27 protein-coding genes are annotated in these 26,196 nt (G+C 45.3%); 21 read left to right on the top strand and 6 right to left on the bottom strand.

Annotated features, from left to right (window positions below):
• Positions 1–318 (bottom strand): MmcQ/YjbR family DNA-binding protein (locus BN161_RS12315; RefSeq protein ID WP_044266534.1); only part of this gene is annotated, 318 nt, incomplete at its 3' end.
• Between the two features lie 337 nt (positions 319–655).
• Between BN161_RS12315 and BN161_RS12310 the strand changes: the two genes are divergently transcribed.
• The gene (locus BN161_RS12310; RefSeq protein ID WP_044266533.1) at positions 656–3,499 is read left to right on the top strand and encodes a hybrid sensor histidine kinase/response regulator transcription factor; all 2,844 of its coding nucleotides are present in this window, start codon (positions 656–658) and stop codon (positions 3,497–3,499) included.
• Between the two features lie 48 nt (positions 3,500–3,547).
• Here the strand turns inward: BN161_RS12310 and BN161_RS12305 are convergent, their stop codons facing one another.
• Positions 3,548–3,757: a hypothetical protein gene (locus BN161_RS12305; RefSeq protein WP_044266531.1), complete on the bottom strand. Its 210-nt coding sequence runs from the start codon at positions 3,755–3,757 to the stop codon at positions 3,548–3,550.
• Positions 3,758–4,022: 265 nt separating this feature from the next.
• Positions 4,023–4,307: an RNA recognition motif domain-containing protein gene (locus tag BN161_RS12300; RefSeq protein WP_044266529.1), complete on the bottom strand. Its 285-nt coding sequence runs from the start codon at positions 4,305–4,307 to the stop codon at positions 4,023–4,025.
• Between the two features lie 566 nt (positions 4,308–4,873).
• Here BN161_RS12300 and BN161_RS12295 point away from each other — a divergent pair.
• The 14 genes from BN161_RS12295 to BN161_RS12235 all read left to right on the top strand — a co-directional run bounded on the left by BN161_RS12295 (position 4,874) and on the right by BN161_RS12235 (position 16,674).
• Positions 4,874–5,110 carry a hypothetical protein gene (locus tag BN161_RS12295; protein ID WP_052356254.1) on the top strand — a complete coding sequence of 79 codons (237 nt, stop codon included), beginning with the start codon at positions 4,874–4,876 and terminating at the stop codon, positions 5,108–5,110.
• A gap of 29 nt (positions 5,111–5,139) precedes the next feature.
• Complete coding sequence (locus BN161_RS12290) at positions 5,140–6,453, top strand: OmpA family protein (RefSeq protein ID WP_044266527.1); 1,314 nt, start codon at positions 5,140–5,142, stop codon at positions 6,451–6,453.
• A gap of 80 nt (positions 6,454–6,533) precedes the next feature.
• Complete coding sequence (locus BN161_RS12285) at positions 6,534–7,079, top strand: outer membrane protein (RefSeq protein WP_244436485.1); 546 nt, start codon at positions 6,534–6,536, stop codon at positions 7,077–7,079.
• Between the two features lie 306 nt (positions 7,080–7,385).
• Positions 7,386–9,047 (top strand): hypothetical protein, encoded by a 1,662-nt coding sequence (locus BN161_RS12280; protein WP_044266525.1) that lies wholly within the window; start codon positions 7,386–7,388, stop codon positions 9,045–9,047.
• 5 nt (positions 9,048–9,052) lie between these two features.
• Positions 9,053–9,745, top strand: coding sequence for a hypothetical protein (locus BN161_RS29430; protein ID WP_167332525.1), 693 nt, complete (start codon positions 9,053–9,055; stop codon positions 9,743–9,745).
• 72 nt (positions 9,746–9,817) lie between these two features.
• Entirely contained in the window at positions 9,818–10,684 is an 867-nt protein-coding gene (locus BN161_RS12270) for a hypothetical protein (protein ID WP_125910803.1), read from the top strand.
• Positions 10,685–10,735: 51 nt separating this feature from the next.
• Entirely contained in the window at positions 10,736–11,380 is a 645-nt protein-coding gene (locus tag BN161_RS12265) for a hypothetical protein (protein ID WP_044266521.1), read from the top strand.
• Between the two features lie 170 nt (positions 11,381–11,550).
• Positions 11,551–12,702 carry a vWA domain-containing protein gene (locus BN161_RS12260; RefSeq protein WP_052356251.1) on the top strand — a complete coding sequence of 384 codons (1,152 nt, stop codon included), beginning with the start codon at positions 11,551–11,553 and terminating at the stop codon, positions 12,700–12,702.
• A gap of 22 nt (positions 12,703–12,724) precedes the next feature.
• Entirely contained in the window at positions 12,725–13,219 is a 495-nt protein-coding gene (locus tag BN161_RS28075; protein WP_052356250.1) for a zinc ribbon domain-containing protein, read from the top strand.
• A gap of 26 nt (positions 13,220–13,245) precedes the next feature.
• Positions 13,246–13,704: a zinc ribbon domain-containing protein gene (locus BN161_RS12250; RefSeq protein ID WP_044266519.1), complete on the top strand. Its 459-nt coding sequence runs from the start codon at positions 13,246–13,248 to the stop codon at positions 13,702–13,704.
• A gap of 19 nt (positions 13,705–13,723) precedes the next feature.
• A complete protein-coding gene (locus BN161_RS12245; RefSeq protein WP_044266517.1) occupies positions 13,724–14,335 on the top strand; it encodes a DUF4870 domain-containing protein in 612 nt (203 codons plus the stop codon).
• A 2-nt stretch (positions 14,336–14,337) separates the two neighbouring features.
• A complete protein-coding gene (locus BN161_RS12240) occupies positions 14,338–15,405 on the top strand; it encodes a zinc ribbon domain-containing protein (RefSeq protein WP_044266541.1) in 1,068 nt (355 codons plus the stop codon).
• A gap of 214 nt (positions 15,406–15,619) precedes the next feature.
• Positions 15,620–15,805 (top strand): hypothetical protein, encoded by a 186-nt coding sequence (locus tag BN161_RS28070; RefSeq protein WP_125910802.1) that lies wholly within the window; start codon positions 15,620–15,622, stop codon positions 15,803–15,805.
• Between the two features lie 44 nt (positions 15,806–15,849).
• Complete coding sequence (locus BN161_RS12235) at positions 15,850–16,674, top strand: type II toxin-antitoxin system HipA family toxin (RefSeq protein WP_052356248.1); 825 nt, start codon at positions 15,850–15,852, stop codon at positions 16,672–16,674.
• 1,329 nt (positions 16,675–18,003) lie between these two features.
• Here the strand turns inward: BN161_RS12235 and BN161_RS12230 are convergent.
• Positions 18,004–18,903 carry a helix-turn-helix domain-containing protein gene (locus BN161_RS12230; protein ID WP_044266515.1) on the bottom strand — a complete coding sequence of 300 codons (900 nt, stop codon included), beginning with the start codon at positions 18,901–18,903 and terminating at the stop codon, positions 18,004–18,006.
• Positions 18,904–19,140: 237 nt separating this feature from the next.
• Here BN161_RS12230 and BN161_RS12225 point away from each other — a divergent pair, with 237 nt between their 5' ends.
• From BN161_RS12225 to BN161_RS12200, 6 genes are read left to right on the top strand one after another with little or no spacing between them, the layout of a single operon-like run.
• Complete coding sequence (locus BN161_RS12225) at positions 19,141–20,373, top strand: MFS transporter (protein ID WP_052356247.1); 1,233 nt, start codon at positions 19,141–19,143, stop codon at positions 20,371–20,373.
• 31 nt (positions 20,374–20,404) lie between these two features.
• Positions 20,405–21,238, top strand: a complete 834-nt coding sequence (locus tag BN161_RS12220) for an SDR family oxidoreductase (RefSeq protein ID WP_044266512.1) — start codon at positions 20,405–20,407, stop codon at positions 21,236–21,238.
• 23 nt (positions 21,239–21,261) lie between these two features.
• The gene (locus tag BN161_RS12215; protein WP_052356255.1) at positions 21,262–22,404 is read left to right on the top strand and encodes an NAD(P)-dependent alcohol dehydrogenase; all 1,143 of its coding nucleotides are present in this window, start codon (positions 21,262–21,264) and stop codon (positions 22,402–22,404) included.
• 8 nt (positions 22,405–22,412) lie between these two features.
• Positions 22,413–23,063, top strand: coding sequence for a flavodoxin (locus tag BN161_RS12210; protein ID WP_052356246.1), 651 nt, complete (start codon positions 22,413–22,415; stop codon positions 23,061–23,063).
• Between the two features lie 2 nt (positions 23,064–23,065).
• Positions 23,066–23,554 (top strand): nuclear transport factor 2 family protein, encoded by a 489-nt coding sequence (locus BN161_RS12205; protein WP_052356245.1) that lies wholly within the window; start codon positions 23,066–23,068, stop codon positions 23,552–23,554.
• A gap of 51 nt (positions 23,555–23,605) precedes the next feature.
• Positions 23,606–24,229 carry a flavodoxin gene (locus BN161_RS12200; protein WP_244436484.1) on the top strand — a complete coding sequence of 208 codons (624 nt, stop codon included), beginning with the start codon at positions 23,606–23,608 and terminating at the stop codon, positions 24,227–24,229.
• A gap of 479 nt (positions 24,230–24,708) precedes the next feature.
• Here the strand turns inward: BN161_RS12200 and BN161_RS12195 are convergent, their stop codons facing one another.
• Together BN161_RS12195 and BN161_RS12190 are read right to left on the bottom strand one after the other, a co-directional pair.
• Entirely contained in the window at positions 24,709–25,524 is an 816-nt protein-coding gene (locus tag BN161_RS12195) for a phosphoribosyltransferase family protein (RefSeq protein WP_044266507.1), read from the bottom strand.
• A gap of 62 nt (positions 25,525–25,586) precedes the next feature.
• Positions 25,587–25,961, bottom strand: a complete 375-nt coding sequence (locus tag BN161_RS12190) for a hypothetical protein (RefSeq protein ID WP_044266504.1) — start codon at positions 25,959–25,961, stop codon at positions 25,587–25,589.
• Positions 25,962–26,196: the final 235 nt, after the last annotated feature.

The raw sequence follows: 26,196 nt of genomic DNA, 5'->3' as shown, positions 1-26,196 counted from the left end.
GGACTTACTCAACACTAACTGATAGGATACAGTTATCTGCATCTTCACAAATTTATCATCCAATTCATTCAGATAGAGGTCGCTCCAATGCGTTTTATTCATGTGATAGGCAGGACGTACACCACTGTATTGATCTCGAAGACTTGTTGCTACGTCAGGCGGCAACTTCACAGCAATACGAGGTTCAGGAGCATCTAACTGCATCAGTAAAAACCATTTGCTGCAGATGCGCCAAGCAATCCATTGCTTGGCGAACAGCTCTTCCGTTACATTCTCATTAAGGCTTAAAGCAAAGTTCCTGACTGATTCAATATCCATTACTAAGTTCTGATTTATAAGTTCATTAATCGTTTGCAAAAGTACACATTTAATTTCAAGGAACTCCTGTTTTAAGCGAAATTCCAGATTACCTCATACTCCGTCTTATGGATAGTAATCAATAAAATAGTCTTTTTACTTGGTATGAATTGCTAAAGAAGATATATTTGCAGGACTCATTATGGGGTACTATGAATTCATACTGATTGTAAATGCAACTATTATGAATGTCTGATCTAATTGTTACTTTTGCAGAGTTGCCGCAAGGTAGCAGACATATTTTAGACACAAGAAGACAGCCCCCCTCTCTTTGATTATATACTAAAATATAGCGACTATGACAAAGCACATTCTCAACAGTAGTTTTTCTACTTTGGCTATTCTTCTTTTATGGAGTATGGCCATACTGTCATGCCAACGTATGGATTCCCGTATGTACACCTCTCAAGAGCGCAAGGCAATAGACAGTATCCTCAAGGCAACACGTACCACCGATTCTTTGGGCTCTTTACTCAGGCAGTACGAAACGGAGAAAAACCGCTTGGGAGCAATGCTTGCCAATAAAGAACTGGGGAAACGCAGCCGCGAAATGGCACGGTTCAATGAAGCGATCAGATATCACCGCAATGGCCTGCAACTTGCCATGGAGATAAAAGATACGCTTGAAGCCATACAAGCTCTGAACAATATAGGTACCAACTTTCGCCGGATGGGTACCCTCAACGAAGCATCCACCTTTCATTACAGGGCACTGCTGCTATGTGAGCAGTATAGTGACAAAAGCAGTTTCACCGCAAAGAAGAACCGCGTTGTTTCATTGAACGGCATCGGCAACATACATCTGACACTGGACAATCGGGAAGCCGCCGACAGTATATTTCGTGTCGCCCTGGCAGGCGAACATGAACTGGGCAGCGACCTGGGACAAGCCATCAATTACGCCAATCTGGGAGCCATCTTCGAAGCACGCGGCATGACGGACTCTGCACTGGTCTACTACCAATATTCCATGAAATACAACCGGGCCGCCAAATCAACGCTCGGCATCTCACTTTGCCACACTCATTTCGGACGCCTTTCCGAACAGAAAGGGCAATGGGACAATGCCTTGCGGGAATATCGCAGCGCCTACGACCTGATGGAAGGGAGCAGTGACCGCTGGCACTGGCTGGAGGCCTGCCTGGCATTGGCACGCGTCAATCTGTCAAAAGGAGATATTCATACGGCAAGGAAGTATCTGGGACGTGCGGAAGAAACAGCCAAAGAAGCTCATTCGCTGGAACATCTATCCGAAGTCTACCGGCTGGATTATCTCTGCTACGAAAAACAAGGTGACTGCCGTCGTGCACTCGACAGCTTTATCCTGAGCCGTGCCTTTGCCGACAGTGTAAGAAATGCCGAGAACCAGAACCATGTACAAAACCTCCGCGTCAATTACGAGAAGGAGAGAAGCAGCCGGGAATTGTCGCTGATAAGGGAGAATTACCGGATGGAACAGCGTAACAAGAATATTTTCTTGATAAGCGGTCTTTTTATTGTATCCATTATGGTGATTGCATTAGGATTTCTCTGGTATGCCTTGCGTATGAAGTCGCGCAACCAACGGATGATGCGTCGGATGGAGAAGGTGCGCAATAACTTCTTTACGAACGTGACCCATGAGTTCCGTACTCCGCTCACGGTCATACTGGGACTCTCGGAACAGCTACAGAACGAGGGCATGGATACGGAGGAGCAGAAAAACGGTCTGATCACCATTACCCGCCAAGGCAAAAGCCTGCTGGGACTGGTAAACCAACTGCTGGAAGTCGCCAAAGTAAAGTCTGAAATAGGCGAACCCGAATGGCGTCATGGGGATGCTGTGGCATATATACGCATGATTATGGAGATTTATCGTGCATACGCCCGGCAAAAGCAGATCGACTTGCGTTTCATTCCTTCCGCTACGGTGATTATGATGGATTTTGTTCCCGGATATTTCTGCAAGATAGCAAGAAACCTGCTTTCCAATGCTTTCAAGTTCACTCCCAAAGACGGGAAAATTGTGCTTACCCTAGAGAGGAAAGCAGAAAGTCTGGTGCTGCGTATAGTCGATTCGGGCATAGGAATCAGCGAAGATGACCGACCCCATATATTTGAAACCTTTTACCAAGGGGAGAACAGTGACACAGACCTCGGAACGGGTATCGGGCTGGCATTGGTACGTCAAATGGTAGAGGGTATGGACGGACAGATATCCGTAGAAAGCACACCGGGCAAAGGAGCGACATTCACCGTTATCCTGCCGCTGAAACACGGGAACAAGGCTTGGGAGAGGTGGAGTCCCGAGAAACAGATGGAGGATGAAATGGAGTGCCTGATCCGAATAGAAGACAAGGAGCCGCAAACGAAAATGATTCCGGTATCAGATGATACAACGCAACCCACCATCTTGATTATTGAAGATAATGTAGACGTCTCTTACTACATCGGCGGATTACTGAAAGGAGAATATCGTCTACTCTATGCCCGCGATGGTGAAGAGGGAATTGAAAAGGCCAAAGAATACATTCCAGACTTGATTATCACTGACCTGATGATGCCCGAGAAGGATGGTTACGAACTGTGCCGTGAAGTGCGCCGGTCGGACATTCTGAATCATATTCCCATCATTGTCATTACCGCCAAATGCAGCGAAGAATCCCGGGTGCAATTGCTGGATGCCGGCGCGGACGCCTATCTGCACAAGCCGTTCAATGCCGACGAACTGCATATCCGCATCATCCGCCTGCTGGAACAACGCCGCTTGCTGCGCGAGAAATATTCGCGTGCCATGCACGAAGGTACGGAGCAATCCGTAGAATTAAGTATTGCCGACAAGAGTTTCCTGACCCGCCTGAACGATGTGGTTTATGGAATGATGGGAAACAGCAACCTGAGTTCGGACATGGTGGCGGACAAGATGTGTATGAGCCTTTCCCAGCTGAACCGCAAAGTAAAGGCCATTACCGGTTTCAGCAGTTCGGGATATATCCTGCAAATGCGTCTGGATAAAGCAAAGCGGATGCTGGCTTCTACGGAAATCCCGGTGGGAGATATTGCCACCAAATGCGGCTTCCCGGAGATGTCCTATTTCTCACGCATCTTCAAGCAGACCTTCCAAATGACACCCTCGCAGTATCGGAAGAGCCTTCAGAAATAAACGTTGGGAAGTAATTAGTTATTGTCTATTGATGAAAACAAACTGAGACTATATTTTAGAACTGTGCAGTTTCTTATACAGTTCTACACGTTCGGCTATTTCAACTTTAGACAGATGGGCCGGAAGCTCAATCGTGGTTCGTGCAGTAATAGCTACAAGAATTACTTCTCCAACTTTTTTCTTATGCTCTTTGATAGCATTTTCTGTTGATTGATTGGAAGACCCTGTCTCCGGTCGGATAATACTCTTTTTCATCATATCGAATTGTTTTTTAAATCACCTCTTAAACGCTGCGTATTTTGTCAGCTCCGATGATTCCTTTCGTCTTTTGGCGGGCTTTGTGAAATAGGTGTTTTTATCTCTATATTCCCAATAAAAAATGGTTTCATAAAACTAATACTGTAACAAACCTTCAAACGGATGAACATGCTCCCGATATTCTATTCGTTTAGTAATTTTCGCTGTTTTAAAGAAAAAGTAAGAACAGAAGATTAAATATCCTGTTCTTACTTTTGGATAGACATTAATAGCGTCTAGAATTATATCCGTTATTACGGGGTCTTTCTTCGCGAGGGCGTGCTATGCTTACTGCAATCGTTTTACGGTCGTATTCTGCTCCGTTAAGTTCGTCAATCGCTTTTTGTCCTTCTGCATCGCTGTTCATTTCTACAAAACCGAATCCTCTGGATCTGCCAGATTCTCTGTCCATGATAACTTTAGCTGAAGATGTTTCTCCATACGCTGAGAATAATTCGTTCAAGTCGGCATCATTTACGCCAAAACTCAAACCTGAAATGTAAATGTTCATTTGAAATTTTAATTAAATAAATACTAATGAAGAGTGAGGGGATAATTAAAGAGAGGTCTGCTTAATAAAAGGATAAAAAGAAGAACTGTACGATAACGATTCGTAACTCAAACTGTGGCAAAGGTAATACAATAATCCGGAACGGCAACTTTTAATTCATTATTTATTCAAGATATTTTTAGATGGGAATGAATTTGATGTGTTATTTGACGAAACGGCATTTATACGACTGCCGTACCTTACCTAGTACGGGTGTCGTACCTTACTTAGTACGGGTGCCGTATCAGTGTGACGAGTTTCATACTGATACGGACAAGATGAAAACACCTATAAATATCGTATAAACATATCAATGCCTCTCTATCCGGCTTCACCAGAATTGTACTTCCTTAGGCATTGAACAACAAGTATTTAACTTCTTTTCATGCGCACATAAGTCAAATCCTTCTCCCGAAAAATGCGCAAATCCTACAAATAGATGCGTATATAGTGTAAATGCCCGATAGGGTAGAACGCTAACTTTGCCCCCAACGAAAACGATGTTACACCCAATCATTATTCATAGTATGAATGAAGAGAAGAAAAAGACACCATTGCTTCCATACGAACAAGTAGTGAAGATGATTGACGAACGCATTGCGCAAGAAGAGCAAGATGTGAAAGTTGATGAACGCATTGCGCGGGTAGAAAAAGCGGCAGAGGAGTTGGAAGCCAAACGTAAAGAAGAAAGGTTGGACAGGAAAAAGAAGCAATGCTGCCTCAAGAGATTCTTGAAAAAGATAATTCGATGCTGCAAAAGGTAGATTCTTAAAACTTAAATAAAGTGGAGTATATGAAGAAACTGGTATTTATTCTTTCCGTATTGTTCCTCATGACAGGAGCAGCGGATGTACAAGCGCAATGGCTGAAAAAAGTAGGCCAGAAAGCAGTGGAACGTGCCAAAGAACGTGCAAAGAACAAGGTGGAACGAAAGGTGGACGATGCCGTGGACAAAACGGTGGACGGAGCTTTTGATGGAGCGGAAGATGCGGTGAAGGGAGAAGGAAAGAAAGGGAAAAACGTTGATGCCGATACGGATGAAGCTACTGCACAGGATAGCGGCAAGCAGCAAAAGAAATCTGCGCAGATGAGTTGGAACAAGTTCGACTTTGTAGCTGGTGATGAGATTATTTTCGAAGATAACCAAGCCAATGAACAGCTTGGGGAATTTCCAAGCCAATGGGATGTTCTCTCTGGCAGTGCCGAGATTGTAAGTATCAATGGTGTGAAATGTATTGAAATGACATCGAGGGGCACACTTGTTCCTTTAATGGAAAATCCCAAAGAATACTTGCCTGATAACTTTACCATTGAATTTGACCTTTATCTACGTGACCAAGCTGCAATGAAGAAAGACGGTACGTATGATGCTATGGATGGCAATGCTGACTGGGACTTCCGATTATCAGATGAAAAAGGTAATCAATGTTTTGATACGGAAATACAACCTTTCTATGGACACTATTCTAAAAGTGAAAGCATAGGAAAAGAGTCGGTTCGTTATCGATGGGTCGTTAGTGGCGAAGGTCGGAGTGGAGAGGCTCAAGAAGTTACCTGGGAAACGGAAGCGTGGCATCACATTTCTATTTCATTCAACAAACGTGCAATGAAAATGTATTTTGACCAAATACGCTTGTTCAATATTCCTAATATGGATAAGCCCACGTGGTTTTCTGTGGGAGCCGATGAAACAAGTAAAGGGACCTATTTCATCAAGAACATCCGCATCGCCAAAGGCGCCGTCCCCCTCTACGACCGCATGATGTCCGAAGGTAAATTCATCACCTACGGCATCACCTTCGACGTTGGCAAATCCACCATCAAACCCGAAAGCATGGGCGAAATCAACCGCATCGTTAAACTGATGACTGATAACCCCGGCCTCAAATTCTCCGTTGAAGGCCATACCGACAGTACGGGCAACGCCACCACTAACCAGACCTTGAGCGAAGCCCGAAGCAAAGCCATTGTCGACAAACTTGTGGAACTGGGCATCGCTGCCGACCGTCTCACCTCCTCCGGCAAAGGACAGACCACCCCCATCGCCGATAATGGGACGGACGAAGGACGCGCCAAGAACCGCCGGGTGGAGTTTGTGAAGATATAGGTATTGTAACAATATTAGTGGAAACAAGAAGCGGAACCGAAAAGCTATACGAGTAGGACAAATTTAAATATTCAATGATTATGAAAATCACAAATTTATTCAGAAAAGCAATGTTCATTTTAGTTGCAGCTTTGGTTGCTTGTTCAGTAAACGCCCAAGAAAAGGGTGATATGGCCGCAGGGCTCAACTTATCTTATGGTCTGCATAGTGATTACAAGAATTTTGGTATCGGTGCCAAGTTCCAATACAACATTACCGATGCTATCCGCATTGAACCGTCAGCATCCTATTTTCTGAAAAAGGATTATATGAGCATGTGGGATATCAATGCCAACGTACATTATCTTTTCCACGTCGGAGACAGCTTCGTGATTTATCCATTGGCAGGTATTACGTTTCTCGGTGTTAAAGCCGACTATGGAGACGCATTGGGAGAATGGGGAGACCTGGTAGAAGAATACGGTGGCAAGACCAGCGCATCCGAAACGAAATTCGGTGCCAATCTCGGTGGGGGTGCACAATACTGGCTGACTGAAAACTTTGCCTTGAATCTTGAAATCAAATATCAATTGGTCAGCGATTTTGACCGGCCGGTAGTTTCATTGGGCGGTGTGTTTAAGTTTTAAGTTCTCTCGGTTAAGAGCATAGGCTCTGGTGCGAATGAAAACATAACCCATTTACATTCCTGAATTATGAAAGCTAAATTTTGGTATTTACTGATGTTACGGTAACTGGAAATTCCAATAAGCATCAATTTCGATACAAGCAGAAATGAGGCGCCGGACGGAAATTCCTATCCGATTATGGTGGTGCCGCTTGTCTGAGGAACACACTCCCCTGAATAGGGAATAAGCAGATTTTCGGCAGCAGCCCGCCGCCACGCACAGTACAGGTGCGGGCCGCCGCCTTTTCAACTTAAAAAAAGACAGATTATGAAAAAGAATGTTTTACTGACACTGATAAGTATATTATCCCTGGCTTTTGTACCGATGGACACATACGGCCAAGGCTTTCTGAAGAAACTGAAGCAGAAAGTGGAGAAAACGGTCGGCATGGAACAGGAGGACGAACCAACTCGAAATCAAAACGAAGATACGGCCGTACCCACGGCACAGGTATCCGCAACCGACATCGTGCCCAAGCTGCGTCAGAGCACCGTGATATGGGACGGCGAGGTTCAGCCCAGCCGTGCCGCCAATGCACGGGCATTGCTCAAAGAGCTACCCGCCCTGCCTTCGGCAAACGAGATTGCCGCCCCCTCGGATGCCTCGCGCACGGCCTATTACAACAAGTTGTCGGCCATCGACATGCGGGTGGATGAACTCGACCGGCAGTACGCCTGTTCCGATGAGGAGATGGCGGCGGCACGCGAAAACATCTACAGGGAGCTGACCGGCATATTGGGCTTGAGCGTCGAGGAGATGAAACGGCTGGAAGACCCCAATATCACGGAGTCCGAACGGCAACGGCTCACAGATAAGGCCTCCGCCCACATGATGGGAGGCAACAGTCCGGAAGACATCTCCAACATGGCGGCATCGAAAAAGGGGCGTCTGGACCAGTTGCAGAAAGAGATAGAGGCCATAGAGGCCAAAGAGCGAAAAGGCACCCTCACCGAAGCCGACAAGAAACGAGCTGCGGAAATAAGCGAGGAGATGATGCCCATGCTTCAAGAGATGATGAACAGCATGTCTGGGGTCATAGCGACGGCAGAGAAATCGGCGGCTTTTTCTGCAAAGGTCGCAAAGTACCAGGATAGGGCATCGGCTTACGCCGACAAGGTAGCCGCATTGCGGAAAACGGAAGACGGCGTGGTGAAGGATTGCCGGCAGATAGCCGAGGAATACGAGTCGCAACTCAAAGATATCTACGAGCAGATATGGGCGGAGAGTAATCCCGTCAAGATTCACTCCCTCTACGACGAAGCCGACAGGTTTATGAAAAACTATCGTACCCGTGCGGCGACAATCTATTTGTCCGGATTGCGATTGCGTTTGGATAATGCAAAAAAAATGATGACGGAGGCCGAACAATTATATGCGGACATGGCGGATGGAGAGTTAATTCCACGATGTGCCGCAAGACGTGCGCCGCTTAACGTGGTGACCGATTGCATCGACATTCTCAATGAAGCCTACACCTCGTTCCCGCAACCGGGGGTATTGCCCGTGAAAAATGACAAGATCGCGCTCTTGAAAGAGGGCGAACGTCTGCTTTTGGCCGAAAGCGGATTTGCCGGAGGGTTTGTCGCCGGCGGCAGCGTTGTCGATGATTTCGTCAAGAACAGCAGGTTGTTGGTTCACAACGAGACCGACAATAGTTACTACGAGATTTCGGGCGGCAAGCGAACCAAGCTGGACGGCGACGGTCCGTTCGATTTCCGAGTCAAGGCTTCAAGACCCACCGAGACCTACGGCGAAATACCCCTCCGCGGGGGTGGACGCAAGGCCGTGTATAGCCGCGACGGGTCGCTCACGCTGCACGACGGAACCATACTCTATCCGCTTGTCATGAGCCGCCACTCCGACAGATTGGAATTTATCATTCTGGATTATTCGAATGAGGGGTTGATGAAATGTACCTACAAGCTCTGATACTGATGGCTACGCTGTCCGCGGCATTACCCGTTGCCGGAGGCTCCGGGGATTACGCCCGGACATTTGATGCGGACTGGACGTGGGCTGCCGAAAACGCAGCCTGCCGACGAGCCGAATGGAGTGAGATATTCGTTTCTCTGGATGCGGATGCTGCCGAGTGCGAGGCCATAATCTTCCCTGAACGGTTGCGCTATTCGCGCCTGAAGGACTGTATGGAGCAGGCGGCGCTTCATGTGCTGTACGTGCAAGGCGGCAAGGAGTCGGCCAATTTCTCCATAGGCGCTTTCCAGATGAAACCGTCGTTCGCCGAGCAGGTCGAGAGGGCGTGGATGAACAGTCCGTTGCGGCACACGTACAAACTGTATTTCGATTTGCAAAACAGCCGTGAGTCCCGTCGGCATCGGCTCAAACGGCTTACCGATGACAGATGGCAATGTGTGTATGTCGCTGTTTTCGTCCGATTGATGCTGGAGCGGGAACCTTCGTTTGCGACACTCTTGGCTGAAGAGCGTGTGCGGCTGTTGGCCACCGCCTACAATTTCAGCTTTGCCGCTTCGCCGGATGTATTGCGGCAGCAACAGGATCGGAAAACATTTCATCTCGATATGTTGCTAAGCAAAAAGACAGTCTGTTACTCTTATGCCGACATTGCCGCCCGATGGTATAATAATTTGGAATATTCAACTTCGCACTAAGAACCACTTGAATGTATCGTTTGGAGACTCTGATAGTACTATTGGAAAATAAACAATAAACAGCAAAATATTATGAAAAGATTACTTTTTATGTTTCTTGCCGTGTTTGGAATTGCATCAACCAATGCCCAAACTGCGAGTTTTCCGCACGAGGTGTTCGGCCCGCTGAACATCCCGCAGGTGGAGGGTGCTAAACTACTGTATGCCGACAAAGGTTCGGCTGATAGTTATCCGTTGGTAGTTTATGATGCGACACCACAACAAGTGATGGCGTGGATCGAGCAGATGGATAATCGTGGATTTTTGCATCGCAATCGGCACAAGGAGTCGAAAAAGCAGATACTTCGTGGTTCTGCGTATCGGGGCGGGATAAATATCGAATATTATTTTCCCGTTGGTACGGGTGGCGACAACCAGTCGATCTATGTAAAAATGCAATGCCGGTTTGACAACGATATCGTGTTTCGCGAAGGTAAAGGTATGAAAGTTCCCGGCTCTTCGATGGCGATTGAGTTAACACCTTTCGCCCGCACCATGCAGGATCTGAACCACCAGAAAGGTATCTTGAAAGATATGGGCATAACGGATGAAAGCGGGTTTATTCCAAAGCACACGGAAGTGTTCAAGGCCAATGTGCTTCGTTTGGACAAGTATGTATATGCTCAACTACCGGCCGGAACCCCTTACTCCGGCATACTTGAAGCCAAGTTCCGCAGCGGTTACATCCCGGCTTTTGCCGACGCAAGGGCGTGGGCCAACAAACTTTACAAGGCTTGTGCCGCCAACGCTTCTTCCATCGACCCGATTTCGGAAAACGAGGGAACAGGCACAACACACTGGTGGACATATACCTATAATGGAGTGAAATATCAGTGTCATGTAGAAGCTGATTTGGATTTGTTCGGTCGATTCGGATTTACGGTTATGAAAGCACAATAATTTTATTTTTAAGCCGTAAAGAATCAATAACTTACATTAAATAGTAACGGTATGAAAATGATTTTTACAGCAATGATGTGGCTGGCAGCAGTAACGATGTTTACCGCATGCAGCGGCGGAAACGCCAACAAGAAAACGGCAACGGGAAAAGCCGAAACAAAAATCGAAAAAATGAAAGAGAGCGGCTTCGCCGCAAAATACTCAGTGGACGGCGGTACGTGTATCTACACCCGCAAAGGAAGTGACAAACGCTTGGATATCTTCGGATCCAACGGTGAACAATCGGTTTACATCGAAACTTACATCAAAGGAGAAGGATACACGGGATACGGGTATGATGATGGTTCGTGGAACATCGGGGATATAAGTGCCCGTCAGACGGTAAATAATTATTACTCAAGCGACATCCAGGATCTCACTCGATATTTCACAGCCAAAGGCTATTCGAAAACCGTCACGACCCAAATATGTGGTAAAGAGTGCGATATCTATTCCGGTCAGTTGACAGAGAATTTGAACATCGCCGTTTATGACGGATTTTACAACAAAGACAAGCAGGGTGAAATAGCAGTCTGGAACGGAATCACCATGCGGACAAAACTCGACGGAAAGACAACCAGTGAGGTCGTTGCCTTATCGTTCGACATCCCCGATACGGCATTCGGTAAAACGACAGAAGTAACATGGATAAAATAAAAACAAAACGACTATGACTTGTTGCGGTAAATGCGGGTGAAGAACTGAAAAACAGAGTCGGATTCTGTCAATTAAAAAATCAGGGAAACGCATTCCACTGTCTATTATGCTTATGCGGACATAGCAGTTTACAATTATAAAATAATGTTGAACCTTAAAAAAAGAAGATTATGAAACTCAGATGGTTATTGTTAGTATCGCTTGGTTTGTTATTGACAAACTGTAGCAAAGATGATGATTCCGGCAAGGATATTGAACTCGCAACCGGAATTCCCGACAACAGCAAAGCAACGCCCAGCCCGGAAGTCAATCCAGCAGAATCCAACGTCAGTATTCCTAATGTGGGCTTTGCTACGGAAAAGCTGAATGGCTATAAGGTAGTCAATATGAATATGACGGGTATCTTCAACAAATTAACCGGTGAATGGATGAAACTCCATGGCACTGCTACGGGTGAACAGAACATCTGGCTGGAAATAGACGGTGTACCCCGGAGCATTAAAGCCGAGAGTACCGGAGAAACGCGGGCAACTAAGAAGGCTCTTGCCGATGTGGTATTTCTGATAGATAACTCCGGCAGCATGAGTGAGGAAGCCGATCAATTGGCGAAGGAGGTTGATGCCTGGTCATTAAAATTGTCCGGACTATTGGATCTGCAATTAGGTTGCGTAGGTTATGACGGGGATATTAACGGAGGTATAGATCTGGGCACGTATGAGGACTTGTCCGCCTACCTGAACAGAGAAGGATATCAAGGAACCTACCGTACCGTAGAATTTGAGGGAACACGTGCCGCTGAACTGGAAACAGCCGCGTCCGATTATAGTACCGGATGGTATGAATGTGGAGCCGCAGCCTTACATTTTGCAGACGAGCATTATACATTCCGCCCCGGAGCCAACCGCATCTATGTGAACTTTACAGACGAGCCGAACCAGCCCAATGGAAATGCCAAATTCTCTGTCTCTTCCATCGCTTCCCAAGATGACTGGAAAGTTTGGCAAGGAACCATTCACTCCGTGTTCAGTGGCAGTAGAAGCTATGGTGATTCTTATTCTTGGCAGGATTTATACGAAGAAAAGCCGTGGCTGATGTCCGACTATACAGGAGGAACTTATATCATTGACGCTCCATCCAATTTTGAGGGAGTAACTCTGGAGTCTCTTCCCGTAACTGGCGCACTGACCAACTCGTATAATGTGAAATTCCATTATACGCCGGATTTATCGACCGGCAAACATAAAGTGGAAATCACCATCCTTTCCCCTGACAAGAGCGTGAAGGCAATACGGGAATTTGTAGATGTAAGCTTTGCCGAATGAGTAACTCCCAAAAGTATGAACCATGTCTGGAATATTGGAAGGAATAGTAAAAGGACTTTCCGGCATAATGCCGCAGGATGATCCTGACGTGAAGATCTTCAACGCGCAAAACGATTTGAAAGACCTTACGCAAAAAGAAGAAGCCGCTTATGCACAGTTGGGACGACAAGTTTATGAGTCTGACGGTGCGGAACGTTTTCCGGAACTGAAAGCTGAATTGGAACGGCTCGACATTGAGAAGGGCACAGCCAAACAACACATACAGGCAGCCAAAGAGGAAAAGGCTGCCAAGGAGCGTGCCGAAGCCGAAGAAGCAGCCCACCGTGAAACGAAAGAAGCAAGCCGTTGTTGCCCTAATTGCGAAAGTTACAACCCTGAAGGAACAAACTTCTGTCAGGAATGCGGAAGCAAACTGTCCGCTCCGGTATCCGCCGGGAAACGTTTCTGTCCCAATTGTGGAATAGAGATAGCGGCAGGTAATCACTTCTGCGGTTCCTGCGGTACGAAAGTAGAATAACCAACAAAAACAATGGAGGATTTACTATGGCATTTTGTACTAATTGTGGAAACCAAGTACCCGACGGCATCAGGTTTTGTACCTTATGTGGTGCTGCTATGAAAGAGGCTGTCCCTGCACAACCGGGACAACAAGCCGTGCAGCAGCCCGTCATACAGCAGCCCATGCAGCAAGCACCGCAGCCTGCTCCGATATATGCAGCACCAACGGCCACTGCCTATCAGGAAGAGCCCATCTCGACGGGAGGCTACATCGGAATCATGTTCCTGATGATGCTCCCATTCATCAATCTGATTCTATTGATCATCTGGGCATGTGGCGGCTGCAAGAAGGTGAACAAACGGAACTTTGCCCGAGCCATGCTGGTGTGGATGGTGATTGCATCGGTACTGGGAGGATTGCTCTTTCTGGTAGGAGGATTATTCTTTGGCGATACGATAGACGCACTGAAAGAATACGGAACAAGCATTACTGATATAAACTAAAAGATAGGAGGAAATAACTATGGCATTCTGTGGAAAATGCGGACAAAAAGTAGAAGAAGGTGTAAAGTTCTGTCCGGCTTGCGGCGCACCTTTGCAAATAAATGCGACTCAACCGGCCCATGAAACAGTACAGAACCCGGAACCCCGACCTGCACCGCAGACGGTACAAACCGAAGGCCAAGAAGTAACGACAAAAGCAACCGCAGCAGCCGATGCCTTGGGTAATAAACTGGGAAACCTGAACAATACAACTGACAGTACTGCCGACTTCGACAAGGCAGATATTGAGCAGAACAAGGTAATGGCCATACTTTCTTATTTCGGCATATTGGTGTTCATCCCGATATTTGCGGCGAAAGACTCCAAGTTCGCCCGCTATCATGCCAACCAGGGACTGACACTGTTCATTGCCTTGTTCGGCTGGTGGATAGTCGATTATATTCTTACCATGCTCCTGCGCTCGCTTTTATGGCGGGGACTGGGTTTATGGGAGATATATTCACTCTGTGGTACGGTTCTGAACCTAGTCTACATCGTCTTTACGGTATTGGCCGTCATCGGAATCATCAATGCGCTGAATGGAAAGGCGAAAGAACTCCCCGTTATCGGTAAATATAAAATACTAAAATGATTATGACAGCAAAAGAAGTATTTTCCAAAACTCTCGTTTTCGGCTGGATAAAGCTGGGACTTGGGCTGCTGAATATATTGATAGCCATTGTGCTCTTTGCCCTCCTGATGGGCATATCCGTACTCTTCGCCAGCGAAGGGGTAGGGGCGGTAATGTTCTTCATCTGGCTGGGAGTAGTGGGAGTGGTGAATTTTATTTTGAACCATTACATCGGCTATCTGGTAAAGGCCGGTCATGTAGCGGTCATTGCCATGGCATTCAAAACCGGAAACGTACCTGCCGACCCGGTTGCTACAGGCAAGGCTATGGTGAAAGAGCGTTTCGGAACTTCTAATGTCTATTTTGCACTGGACAAACTGATAGCCGGTTCCGTGAAACAGCTCCAGCGTGCTTTAGGACGTTTGACCAGCGGACTGCTGGGAGCCATTCCCGGTGCAAACGGTGTGAAGAATGTAATGAATATGTTTCTGGACATCTCTCTGGGATATATTGATGAATGCTGTCTGGGATATACATTCTATCATCCCGAACAGAATGCCTATAAATCGGCAGCCGACGGGGTAGTGATTTACGCACAGAACTGGAAAACATTGCTGAAGGATGCTGCAAAGACCACATTGGTCGTCATTCTTTCCGTTGTGATAGTCACTTTGGTGGCATTCGTTATCTTCGGTGGTTTGCTCCGGCTGTTGGGATGGAGTGGTTTTGTAGCGTTCGTCGTCTCACTACTTCTTGCATGGACTGTAAAATATGCCTTCATTGATAGCTGGATTCTGGTAAAAATGATGAGCAGCTATATGCAAGTGGCCCCGAATACGCAAATCACCTTCGACCTTTACGGCAAACTGATCGGGCTCTCCAAGAAGTTCAAGGAGCTATTCCGAAAGGGGCAGGATGGAGCGCAGCCTGCTTATGCCGGGCCGTCTGTTGCCAGTCCGGAACCTCCCGCACCGACCGTTTCCGCCCCGTCTGCTACGGAAGGCCATGCCCGGCGTTTCTGCCCGTCATGCGGCACACCACTGTCTCCCGACAAGGCTTTTTGTGGGAACTGTGGAGCACACTGCCCCTGATTTATAAATCAGGGGCGGTAATTATAGCCACTCCGTCATGCTCTTCTTATTTATATTGCCGTACAGAAATTAAGTGAACAATATACGGCTGTTCAGGTGACAAGTTATTCATTTGACAAGCCGTAAGCCTGACACATGAATAGCGATAAAAGGAATGATACCAGAAACTTTAGAAAAAAGGGTATGCGTATCTTTGTACCATAAACTAGAGGCAATGAATGGAAGAACTATAAAAATAGTATTGAGTGACGAAGCTAAGGACTTTATCAAACTTCAACCTCTTAAAGCACAACCATACGATGACATCTTCTATGGGTTGCCTGCCTTCATAAGGACTTGTCGTTGGAAAGCCTCTATGAGGTGGGTACCTCAGCGGGCGGACAGCATACCAAAGCGGTAATTGCCCGTAACAACCGGACTGGTGAAATCCGTTCGGGGTAAATTATGCTGCCTGATGAATATACATATTATTTGCTGAAATTTGCGGAGAAAGACTATTATCCTCTGACCGTGGTGGAATTCATATATAGTAAAATTGCTGAAAAGGCGGGTATCGGCATGATGCCCTGCGAACTGATAACCATCGGCGGGAATAAACATTTCCTAACCGAACGATATGACAGAAAGGATGACAGGAAGGTGCATACGCAATCACTCGCCGCTATGAATCCCGATGCCAACAGTTATGAGGATTTGATGTATGTCTGCGAGGATTTGGGTCTTCCTTATAAGGAGAAGGAGGAAACTTATCGCCGGATGGTATTCAATATTATCACTACCAATACCAATGTGGATGCGCACATCAAGAACTTCTCGTTCATGATGGAGGAGGGAGGTGACTGGCATATCACACCTGCTTATGACCTGACTTTCTCTTGCCTGAATCCGGGTAACAGATTCGACCCGATGCATTATCTGAAGGTGGCCGGTAAGAAAACGGATATCAATCGTGATGATCTGATAGAATTCGGCAGGCGGTTTGGTATCAAGTGTACCGAAGATATTATCCGGCAGACGGCTGATGCCGTAATGCAGTTCCGGGATATGGCCCAGGAGAACGGGCTGGAAAGTTATTGGACGGACAAAATTGAGGAGCATTTTGCGCAAATGACCCCAGATGTATTGGCTTCATTGTCCGGCTACAAACCGAGTGTATATGAATATTATATTGAGGATGAAGGCGTTATGGTAAAAGAGGCGCAGTGGATGGAAATGGGAAATGGGGGCTTCTTGCCGGAATGTTTAACTAAAATAATGTCAAGCAGATAGACAGTGAGAAACTGGGGAAACAGGACTACTCTCTTGAAATACAGAATAGTTATCCTGATTTATCTTGATTTTTGCTTTCCTCTGATATTTGACAGAAACTTTTAGGAAATTCGACAGATTGCAGAAGGTAACGAACAGGATGGATATGAAAAAAGGCAAATATCCATTGATTTTTCTGAACATTTATATGTTGTACTTTGTTAATTAAGACAAATTGTTCGGACATGCAGAAAAAAACAGAATATTTTTATCTATTAAAAAATCTATATCAGTCGTTTCTTAAAACACTCTACAACTCGTTTTGTATTCATTCCCTGTACAGACCGGATTTCTGTGTCCACAATTGCATGCAGTATTCTTTGTATGCGAGGAGATATATCTTTCAGAATAGTTCTCCTTTCAGGCCTAAGATTTCATATATTAATTTATCTGGATATATCGGGTTATCAGAACGAGCTATAAAGATGTTTTATCCTAATAGTGTCAGCTATACTTGGTTTACGCCATTTCATATTCTCGAATTCAGATTTACGGTGGCTACCATTACCTTTATGATCGATGAGAACGGGTTGTGCAGGCAAGCTTTGTTATTTACAGATTAAACGACTTTCTTTATATAATACTGTTTATCTCCAAAGTGGATTTTTACGCCAATCTTTTGTAAAGCCTGATTTAAATATAGGGATATCAGGATGATTTTCAAATAAATCGAGTATTTCTTTTTTTATTGTGTTCTGTGGACATATAGCATTACACAAATACAACAACGTAGAAATAATGCCTTGTCTTCTACAGTCCTTGATTTTTGGTTGCTCATATAAAAAATGACTCGCCTGCAGTTCATATGGGATGCAAACGAGTTCTGTTATCATTGATTCGGTAAAACCGAGATTCTACATATTGTTATCAAGAGTCTATGCCCTTGATTTTGTTACAAAAGTACAAATTTAATTCTAAACAACCAAAATATTAAATTGATTTTTGATATTCTCTATAAAACAAAGTATTTACCTATTACCTTCATTTCTGTTGCAGAAAGCATAACAATTTTCAATATACAGTCACATGTGGAATACAAGGATGCCGAAAAACTCTACATATCAGCCCCGACGTGAAAGAGCAAGAGTGTCTGACAGAGAACGAGATAAAGACTATCATAACATATGAGTTTGAAAGTACCACACCCACATTGATTCATGACCTTCTTTTCACCTGTTACAAGGCATTCAGTTCTCTGGGTATGAAAGAACTGACAACAGATGTTTTGTTTATATTTCTCCAAATGACACTCATTTGGGAACGTTCCACAAATGGAAAACGATATTTTTATCAAATTTTCAGCCGATATCCATTTGGAGAGCACCCTTCTATTTTCTTGAATATACGGGTAAAATGCTGCGGATATTGAAAGCCAAGTTCATAGGCGATTTCACTGATGCTCATTTCTTTCTCGGCAAGCAGACCTTTCGCCAATTCCACTGTTTTATTCTGAATGGTTTCTATTGGAGTGCATCCTGTTTCTTTTTTTATCAAGTCACCGAAATAATTTGGCGACAGACAAAGTTCGGATGCGCAGTATTTTACCGAAGGAATTCCGTCCGTCTTTGCTTTCCCTCCCTCAAAATAGCGATTTAGCAATGTTTCAAAACGTGAAATAATGTCGTTGTTCACCTCATGCCGGGTAATGAACTGTCGTTCGTAGAAGCGGAGACAATAATCCAGCAGCAACCCGATATTGGAAGCAATCAGGCGTTTGCTAAAACGGTCTATGCTATGTTCCATTTCGTCTTGTATTTTGTGCAGGCTGTCCATAAAGACTTCCCGCTCACGTTCGGACAGATGGAGAGCTTCGTTGGATTCATAAGAAAAGAACGTGTATTCTTTCATCAGTCTGTTCAAAGGTGTTCCAACAATCAAGTCAGGGTGAAAAAGCAATGCCCAGCCTTTAGGCTGAAATTCTTCGCCGTTATCCTCTACCCCAATAACCTGACCGGGAGCCATGCAGAGCACAGAGCCTTTGCGATAATCGTAGTATCGACGGCCATAGAGCAAGTCGCAGTTCTTCTCATCTTTCAGATAGACTGAATAGAAGCTGAATGTATGCCGCATGTGGCGCATGGGCTTGGCTTTGGACAAGTCGATGATACTGACCAACGGATGCAAAGTCTCCACGCCGAGTACCTCGTTGTATTCGGCTATAGAATTGAAATTTAATACCTCCTTTTCCATGTTCTTTATGATTTTCGCTGTAAAGGTAGTCATTCCTTGACAATGATAATCACTGATATGAGTAAATCTGTAAATAGGGTAAACGAATCTGTAAATTCGTGAAGCTGCAAATAATCAGGCGGTTACTCTATGTATAAAATCAGTAAAATGATGAAGTCAATCAGTAAATCCGCTAAGTGGTAATGGAAAGGATACCTCTATCTTTGTCGTCAGAAAAATAATCTAAAGCGAGTCGATATGAAACAAGGAATAATAAAGAGTAAAGGTGTGATACATTACGGATATGTCATTGTATTCTGCTGTTGTCTGATAATGGGAGTCAATGTAGGATTGGTGATGAGTTGTGCCGGGATTTTCTACCAACCCGTCAGCACAGAATTGGGGGTATCGGTGGGAAAACTGGGCGTATATATGTCGCTTAATTACTTGTTATCGTCGCTTGCCCTGTCGGTGGCAGGGCGGATGATGGAAAAATACAGCGCACGCCTATTGCTGTCAGTCAGTTCGGTAGTGATGGGCGTATGTCTGGTTGTGATGTCTTTCTTCAATTCAGTCTGGCAGTTTTATGTGGCAGGCAGCGTGCTGGGCGTTACGCTGGCATTTCTGCTCTACCTGAGTTTCCCCATTTTGATAAATCGTTGGTTTAAAAGCCGTGTAGGTTTCTTCATTGGCATTTGCAGTGCGGCTTCGGGCATAGGCGGTGTCCTGTTCAATCCGTTAGGGGCTTACTTGATAACCGAATATGGCTGGCGAATGACTTATAGCATTTTCGGCGCTATCATCTTGCTTATAATAAGTCCGGTTATCGGACTTCTGTTGCGTGATTACCCTGAAGACAAGAACGTACAGTCTTATGGCGAGACTGTAATTAAGGAGAACATAAAGGCAAGTGAAGGTGTGGGATATACACAGGCACTGCGTATGCCGGAATTTTACTCACTGCTGCTGTTTGCCTTTCTGATGATTTCAGTATCCACGTTGAACCTGTTTATTCCCGATTATGTGACCGGACTCCGTTTTTCATTGGAAGAAGCCGCCTTTGTCGCTTCGGCTGTAATGATAGGAGCCACAGTTGGGAAAATAGCATTGGGAGCAGTCAATGACTATAACAACAGGTTGGGTGTCTTGATGACTGCCGTGCTGGGCATTACCGGACTGATATTGCTCTTGACCGGACATTTTACAGGACTGTGGCTGACCCTCACGGGCGGTTTCCTTTTCGGCTGGGCTTATGCAGGAGTAACCGTGCAAACGCTGATGCTGGTAAGAACTGTTTTCGGAAGCAGAAATTATGCACAGATATATTCCAACATCTCCATCGCCTTTGCTTGTGGTGGCGCTTTGACCGCAGGCGGATGGGGGCTCTTGGCCGACCATATCGGCTATTCCGTCATCTTGTGCTTGGGTATAGTGTTTTTAGCATTATCGGCTTGCATCGGTTTCTATGCATTGCGCAAAAGACTTTATTAAGAAGAAATATTAACTTATAAAACAGTTTACAATGGAAAAGGAAGTAATGATTCTGACGGGTGCCGGACAGATAGGCATGGCAATAGCCCGTCGTATGGGAGCCGGAAAGAAAATTATCCTCAGTGATAAAAGTATGAAGAATGCGGAAGACATCACCCGGACAATGAACAATGCCGGATTTGATGTAGTGCCGATGGAGATGGATTTATCTTCACGTTCCTCTATATCGAGGTTGATAGCAGAGGCACAGAAGCACGGTGAAATCTCGATGTTGGTGAATGCCGCAGGTGTATCGCCCAGTCAAGCATCCGTTGAAACAATATTGAAAGTGGATTTATATGGCACGGCGGTGTTGCTTGAAGAGGTCGGCAAGGTTATTTGCAAAGGCGGTGTCGGCATTACGATTTCCAGTCAGTCGGGACACCGTATGCCTGCGCTTCTTCCTGAAGTGGATGAGCAGCTTGCTACTGTTCCTACTGAAGAACTCTTATCGCTCGAAGTGCTGCAACCGCAAAACATCCGTGACACGCTCCATGCCTATCAGATGGCGAAGCGTTGCAACGTGAAGCGTGTCATGGCGGAAGCCGTAAAGTGGGGAGAACGGGGTGCGCGCATCAATTCCATCTCTCCGGGTATCATCGTCACTCCGCTTGCCATCGACGAGTTCAACGGTCCCCGTGGTGACTTCTACAAGAATATGTTCGCCAACTGTCCCGCAGGCCGTCCCGGCACGGCGGATGAAGTGGCAAATGTGGCGGAGCTACTGATGAGCAACAAGGGTGCTTTCATCACCGGAGCGAACTTTCTGATAGACGGCGGCGCAACGGCTTCTTTCTTCTACGGGCCGCTGAAACCGCAACAATAATAACCCTATATAAATAAATGAATATGATTAAATCAATTCAATTAGGACTAATAGCAATGTGTGTATTGACAACAGGCACTCTCTCTGCCCAGCAGAACGAACCCCGTATTCCATCCAGAGGAATTGCGGCACAATCAAGTGAAGGGAATTTTGCTCCCTACGAGTTTTCTCGCCATGCTGTTGGCGACAATGAAATCCAAATAGAAACACTTTATGCAGGCATTTGCCACAGTGACCTTCATCATGTGTATAGCGATTGGGGCAAAGAGGAATATCCGCTGGTTCCCGGTCACGAAATTGCAGGTCGTGTAGTGAAAGTGGGTAAGAATGTAACAAGATTCAAAGTGGGCGACTATGCCGGAATAGGTTGCATGATTGATGCTTGCCATGAGTGCGAGGAATGCAGGAACGACAGGGAACAATATTGTCCGGATGTGGTCTTGACCTATCACGACCATGACCAATATCACGATAACGAGTCCACTCAAGGCGGATATTCAGACAATTATGTCCTCAATGCCGATTTTGCCATCAAGATACCTGCCAATGCCGACATCAGTAAAGTAGCCCCGCTTCTTTGTGCAGGAATCACAACCTATTCGCCTATCCATTTTGCAGGAGTGAAGAAGGGTGATAAGGTAGGCGTTGCAGGATATGGCGGATTGGGACACATGGGTGTTCAATATGCCGTTGCTTTGGGCGCTGAGGTAACTGTGTTCGATATTACGGAAGACAAACGTGCCGATGCCTTGAAGATGGGCGCAAAAAGATACGTGAATGTGAACAATACAGAAGATTTGAAAGATCTGAATAACAGCTTCAATTTTATATTGAGTACTATCCCTGCCAATTATGACATGAATATGTACCTCAAAATGCTGATATTCAACGGAAAGTTCGGTATTGTCGGGTTGCCGGCCTTTTCGGAAATGCCGACTATCAGTTTGGATAAATTCATCTGGCAAGGTGGCCGCAGCGTCTTTGGTTCACAGATAGGGGGCATCAAGGAAACACAGGAGATGTTGGACTATTCAGTGGCGCATGGTATCTATCCCGAAGTGGAAATCATCAAGGCGGATGCCGGAGCAGTGGAAGACGCCTATCAGAATGTGAAGGACGGGAAAGTCAGGTTCCGCTATGTGATTGACATGAAGACATTAAAATAACAAAGAAGATGAAACGAATATTTTTGATTATACAGGTTTGCTTCCTGAGCCTATTCATGCTTTCGTGCGGCAGTGAAGACACTTCTGAAATCACGCCGCCTATGGAAGAGGAAGAGAATCCTTCCCAACCGGAATCAAACGGGCGAATATTGATTGTTTATTTTTCCCGTACAGGAGAGAATTATGCGGTCGGTCAGGTGGAAGTGGGAAATACGGCTGTTTTAGCCGGATATATCAAGGATTATACGGAAGGTGATGTATTTGAGATTGTGCCGGAAGTGCCTTATCCTACCAATTATGACGAGATGCGGCAGGTATCCCAGCAAGAGACAGCGAGCAATGCACGCCCTGCCATCAAGAATCGTTTGGAAAATCTTGCAGACTATTCTACCGTGTTTGTCGGCTCTCCTATATGGTATGCCGCTCCACCTATGATTATGCGTACTTTCTATGAATCGTATGACTTGGCTGGTAAGACGATAATCCCTTTCGGCACGCACGAAGGTAGCGGAGTTGGCAGTTGTACTTCTCTTTTGAAGTCCTATTTCCCAAATGCGAGCTATCTGGAAACATTCGGTATGCGGGGGCAGGATGTGCGCAGTGGTAGACAGACCGTGAACGCATGGCTGGAAAGGTTGAATCTTAAAAAAAATAATTGAAGATGCGTTCCGCTTGTTTAGGACTGATATTGGTTGTTTTCGGATGGTCGTGTACGGGCTTGAGTGCTTGTTCCGTTTCATCCGAGGACGAACCTGATAAAGAAACCGTCGTTATGGGCAAAGAGATGGAGGAGATAGCAAAACAGTGCTATCTGGAGATGTACAGAGCTATGATGGTAAAGGATTCTGCCGGAATGGATAAAATATTGGACGAAAGTTTCATCCTTGTCCACATGACCGGTATGCGCCAGCCGAAAGAAGAGTTTATCAACGCAGTGCTGAACGGTACATTAAACTATTATACAGCCGAACATGACGACATAATTCTACTTACGGTAGATGGAGAACATGCTTCGATGGTTGGTAAAACCCGTGTGAACGCTGCCATTTTCGGTGGTGGTCGGCATACATGGCGTTTGCAGCAGGATATTGAACTTGTTAAACGAAATGGACTATGGCTGATTTCTAAGGCTCGTGCTTCAACTTATTAAATGAATTTAAATAATAAAATGATGAAAATAATATCAATCGCAATTTTACTTATGACACTTTTTACATCCTCGTCTTGTGCTGGCAATAGCAGCAAGACCAATAGACAACAACAAAGTAACAGTGAAAAGAAAGTTCTTGTAGCCTACTTCTCGCGTACCGGAGAAAACTACGCCGTGGGCAACATCAAAAAAGGCAACACCCATATCGTTGCAGAAATGATAGCCGAAGAAACCAACGGCAAACTGTTTGAGATAAAGACCGTAAAGCCCTATCCCGAAGATTATCATGCCTGCACCGATGTGGCAAAACGGGAGAAGGAAAGCAACGCACGCCCGGCATTGCAAGCGGACATTGCAGCAGAAGGTTATGATGTTATCTTTATAGGATTTCCCAATTGGTGGGGAGATATGCCGATGGTGGTGTACTCTTTCGTCGAGCAGCATGATTGGAAAGGAGAAACAGTTATTCCTTTCTGCACACATGAAGGCAGCGGATTGTCCGGCACAGAAAAATCACTGAAGGCTTCCTGCAAAGGTGCAAACATCTTACAAGGACTTGCTATTAAAGGAAGTGTGGCACAGAACTCACAGGAACAAGCCCGAAAGACCGTATCGTCATGGATAAAGAAAATAAATGCCAGAAACTGCCAAAACGAAGTGATACCTGAGAAATAGGATAATTCATCTTTTCGGCAGCAATGTCGCCCGGTACTGGCTGGGCGACATACCAAAATGCTTGACAACATAACGGCTGAAATAGCCCACAGAAGAGAAATTCATGCTGTCGGCTCTCCCAGAAAACTCTCAAGAGATAGGCAGGATGAACTAAAATTCACACAAGAGTTTGACGTATCTCCTCATAACTGGCTGACAAAAATCGTACCGAACTGATTCGTTACCGCTTATCGTTTGAATATATTCCATTGTCCGATATCACAAAGGAATTTTATTCATCTTCTCTACAACAGTTTACTCGTCTTCACAAAGACCGTTGGGGAGATGTCCTATGATATTATACCAGCAATACAAGGAAGAAGTCAAAAATACCAATATTATATAAAATGGAACAAGCCTCAAAATTAGATATTCCTCCTAAAGTCCTTAAACAAGGTGGCAAAATTATCCCCAAATTATAAGCAGAATTGCCTAAAAACTTATGAAAGGAGGTATTCCTTCCAAACCATCCATTTCACCTTGAAATCAGAGGGTAACAAGAAAGTCTTTGCCAAGAAAATAGCACCTATGATCTCTGCGCCTGAAGCTTCTAGATGATCCGCATAAGTAAAAAGGCTTTGTCCGGTGGTCAATAAATCGTCTACAATGACTACTTTCCGACCTTTTACGGATTCGCTGATGGTATAATTTGGACTTTCATCTACATCATCACGCCTCTGAGCCGTATGCTTGCACTCTCTTTCACCTATGAAAGTGATATAGTTCAAGCCAGAATGGACATCCCGGAACTTCATAAAGAAACGCGCTAATGAAGAGAAACGTTCCCGATAGCGGTACTCGGTACTACATGGCATAAACATAATGGTGAGTTCGCATCCCGGGTGCAGAGTTTTAAATGCACGCGCGAAGTACTGATCGCAGGTATCCTTACCCTCCTTAAACTGATAGACTGTACGCGTGAAGTTCCATTGGTCTTCTGCAAGCCAGTCCTGATAACGTTTGGAATAATAATAGTCTGAAAAAATACACTTTATATGATTCCGGTAAAAAGGTGTGAGTGGGATTTCCTTATCAAATTTTTCCGGACAAGCCAATGCATATAACTTAATAGCCTCTTTGTTACCGGCCATCAACGCTTGTCGGGCAGCTTGTTCCCGCTGGTCACGCCACCGGGCATTCTTCCCATACATGAGTAAAGCCCAAGCAGCCTTTCTTCTCCAATAACCTGCATAGGCACTGAACGCAGCCAGCACTCCCCAACCTGCCAAAACGATTAAAACGGCATAAACTCTCATTTCAAAAAGCTTTTAGCTGCCAATCGTCCATTCTCACTTCTTCAAGGCGAAGGTGGCCAATATTATTCTTCATTATCCGACTTTTGGGAGCTCTGCTCATAGTATCGGTAATCTTCTTCGGACAAATGCTCCTTCATCCAATCTCTCATTCCAAGATCATTGCGTTCATTGACATAACGGGTAAACATATAGCTCCCTTTGCAGTATTCAAGGCCCCGCTTTTCCATTTCCGGCGCAATATTTGCAGGCAATCCCGCCAACCAATCCTGATAATACTCCCACAATCTACTATCATTGGTGGAAAGCGCCTGACTGTGATAAACATAGGATGCATTTCCTATACGGAACATTCTCGCATGAAATGCTCTTTTGTCTTCGGGCAATTGCTCCAGAAATGCTTCTTGCCGTTGCTGACATTGCGGATCAGGGTGTTTCATAACTGTATTATTACAAGTTGTTTTATCTTGTCATGCAAATATAAGCCATAAGAATGGAAAGGACAAACGGAAGAGGAATTATCTCGTATACAACTAGAATAATACATCCGGAAATGCAGTTTTAGATTTCTTAGTAGATTACATAGCGACATTCCCAATAGAATTGCGTATTTTTGATGCCGTTCGAAAACCAATATTTATACCTCATTCCGATTTGAGCAGGATAAGACAAACT

It is taken from the genome of Bacteroides timonensis (assembly GCF_000513195.1).
Lineage (GTDB): Bacteria > Bacteroidota > Bacteroidia > Bacteroidales > Bacteroidaceae > Bacteroides > Bacteroides timonensis.
This window is presented reverse-complemented; position numbering and strand designations above follow the sequence as displayed.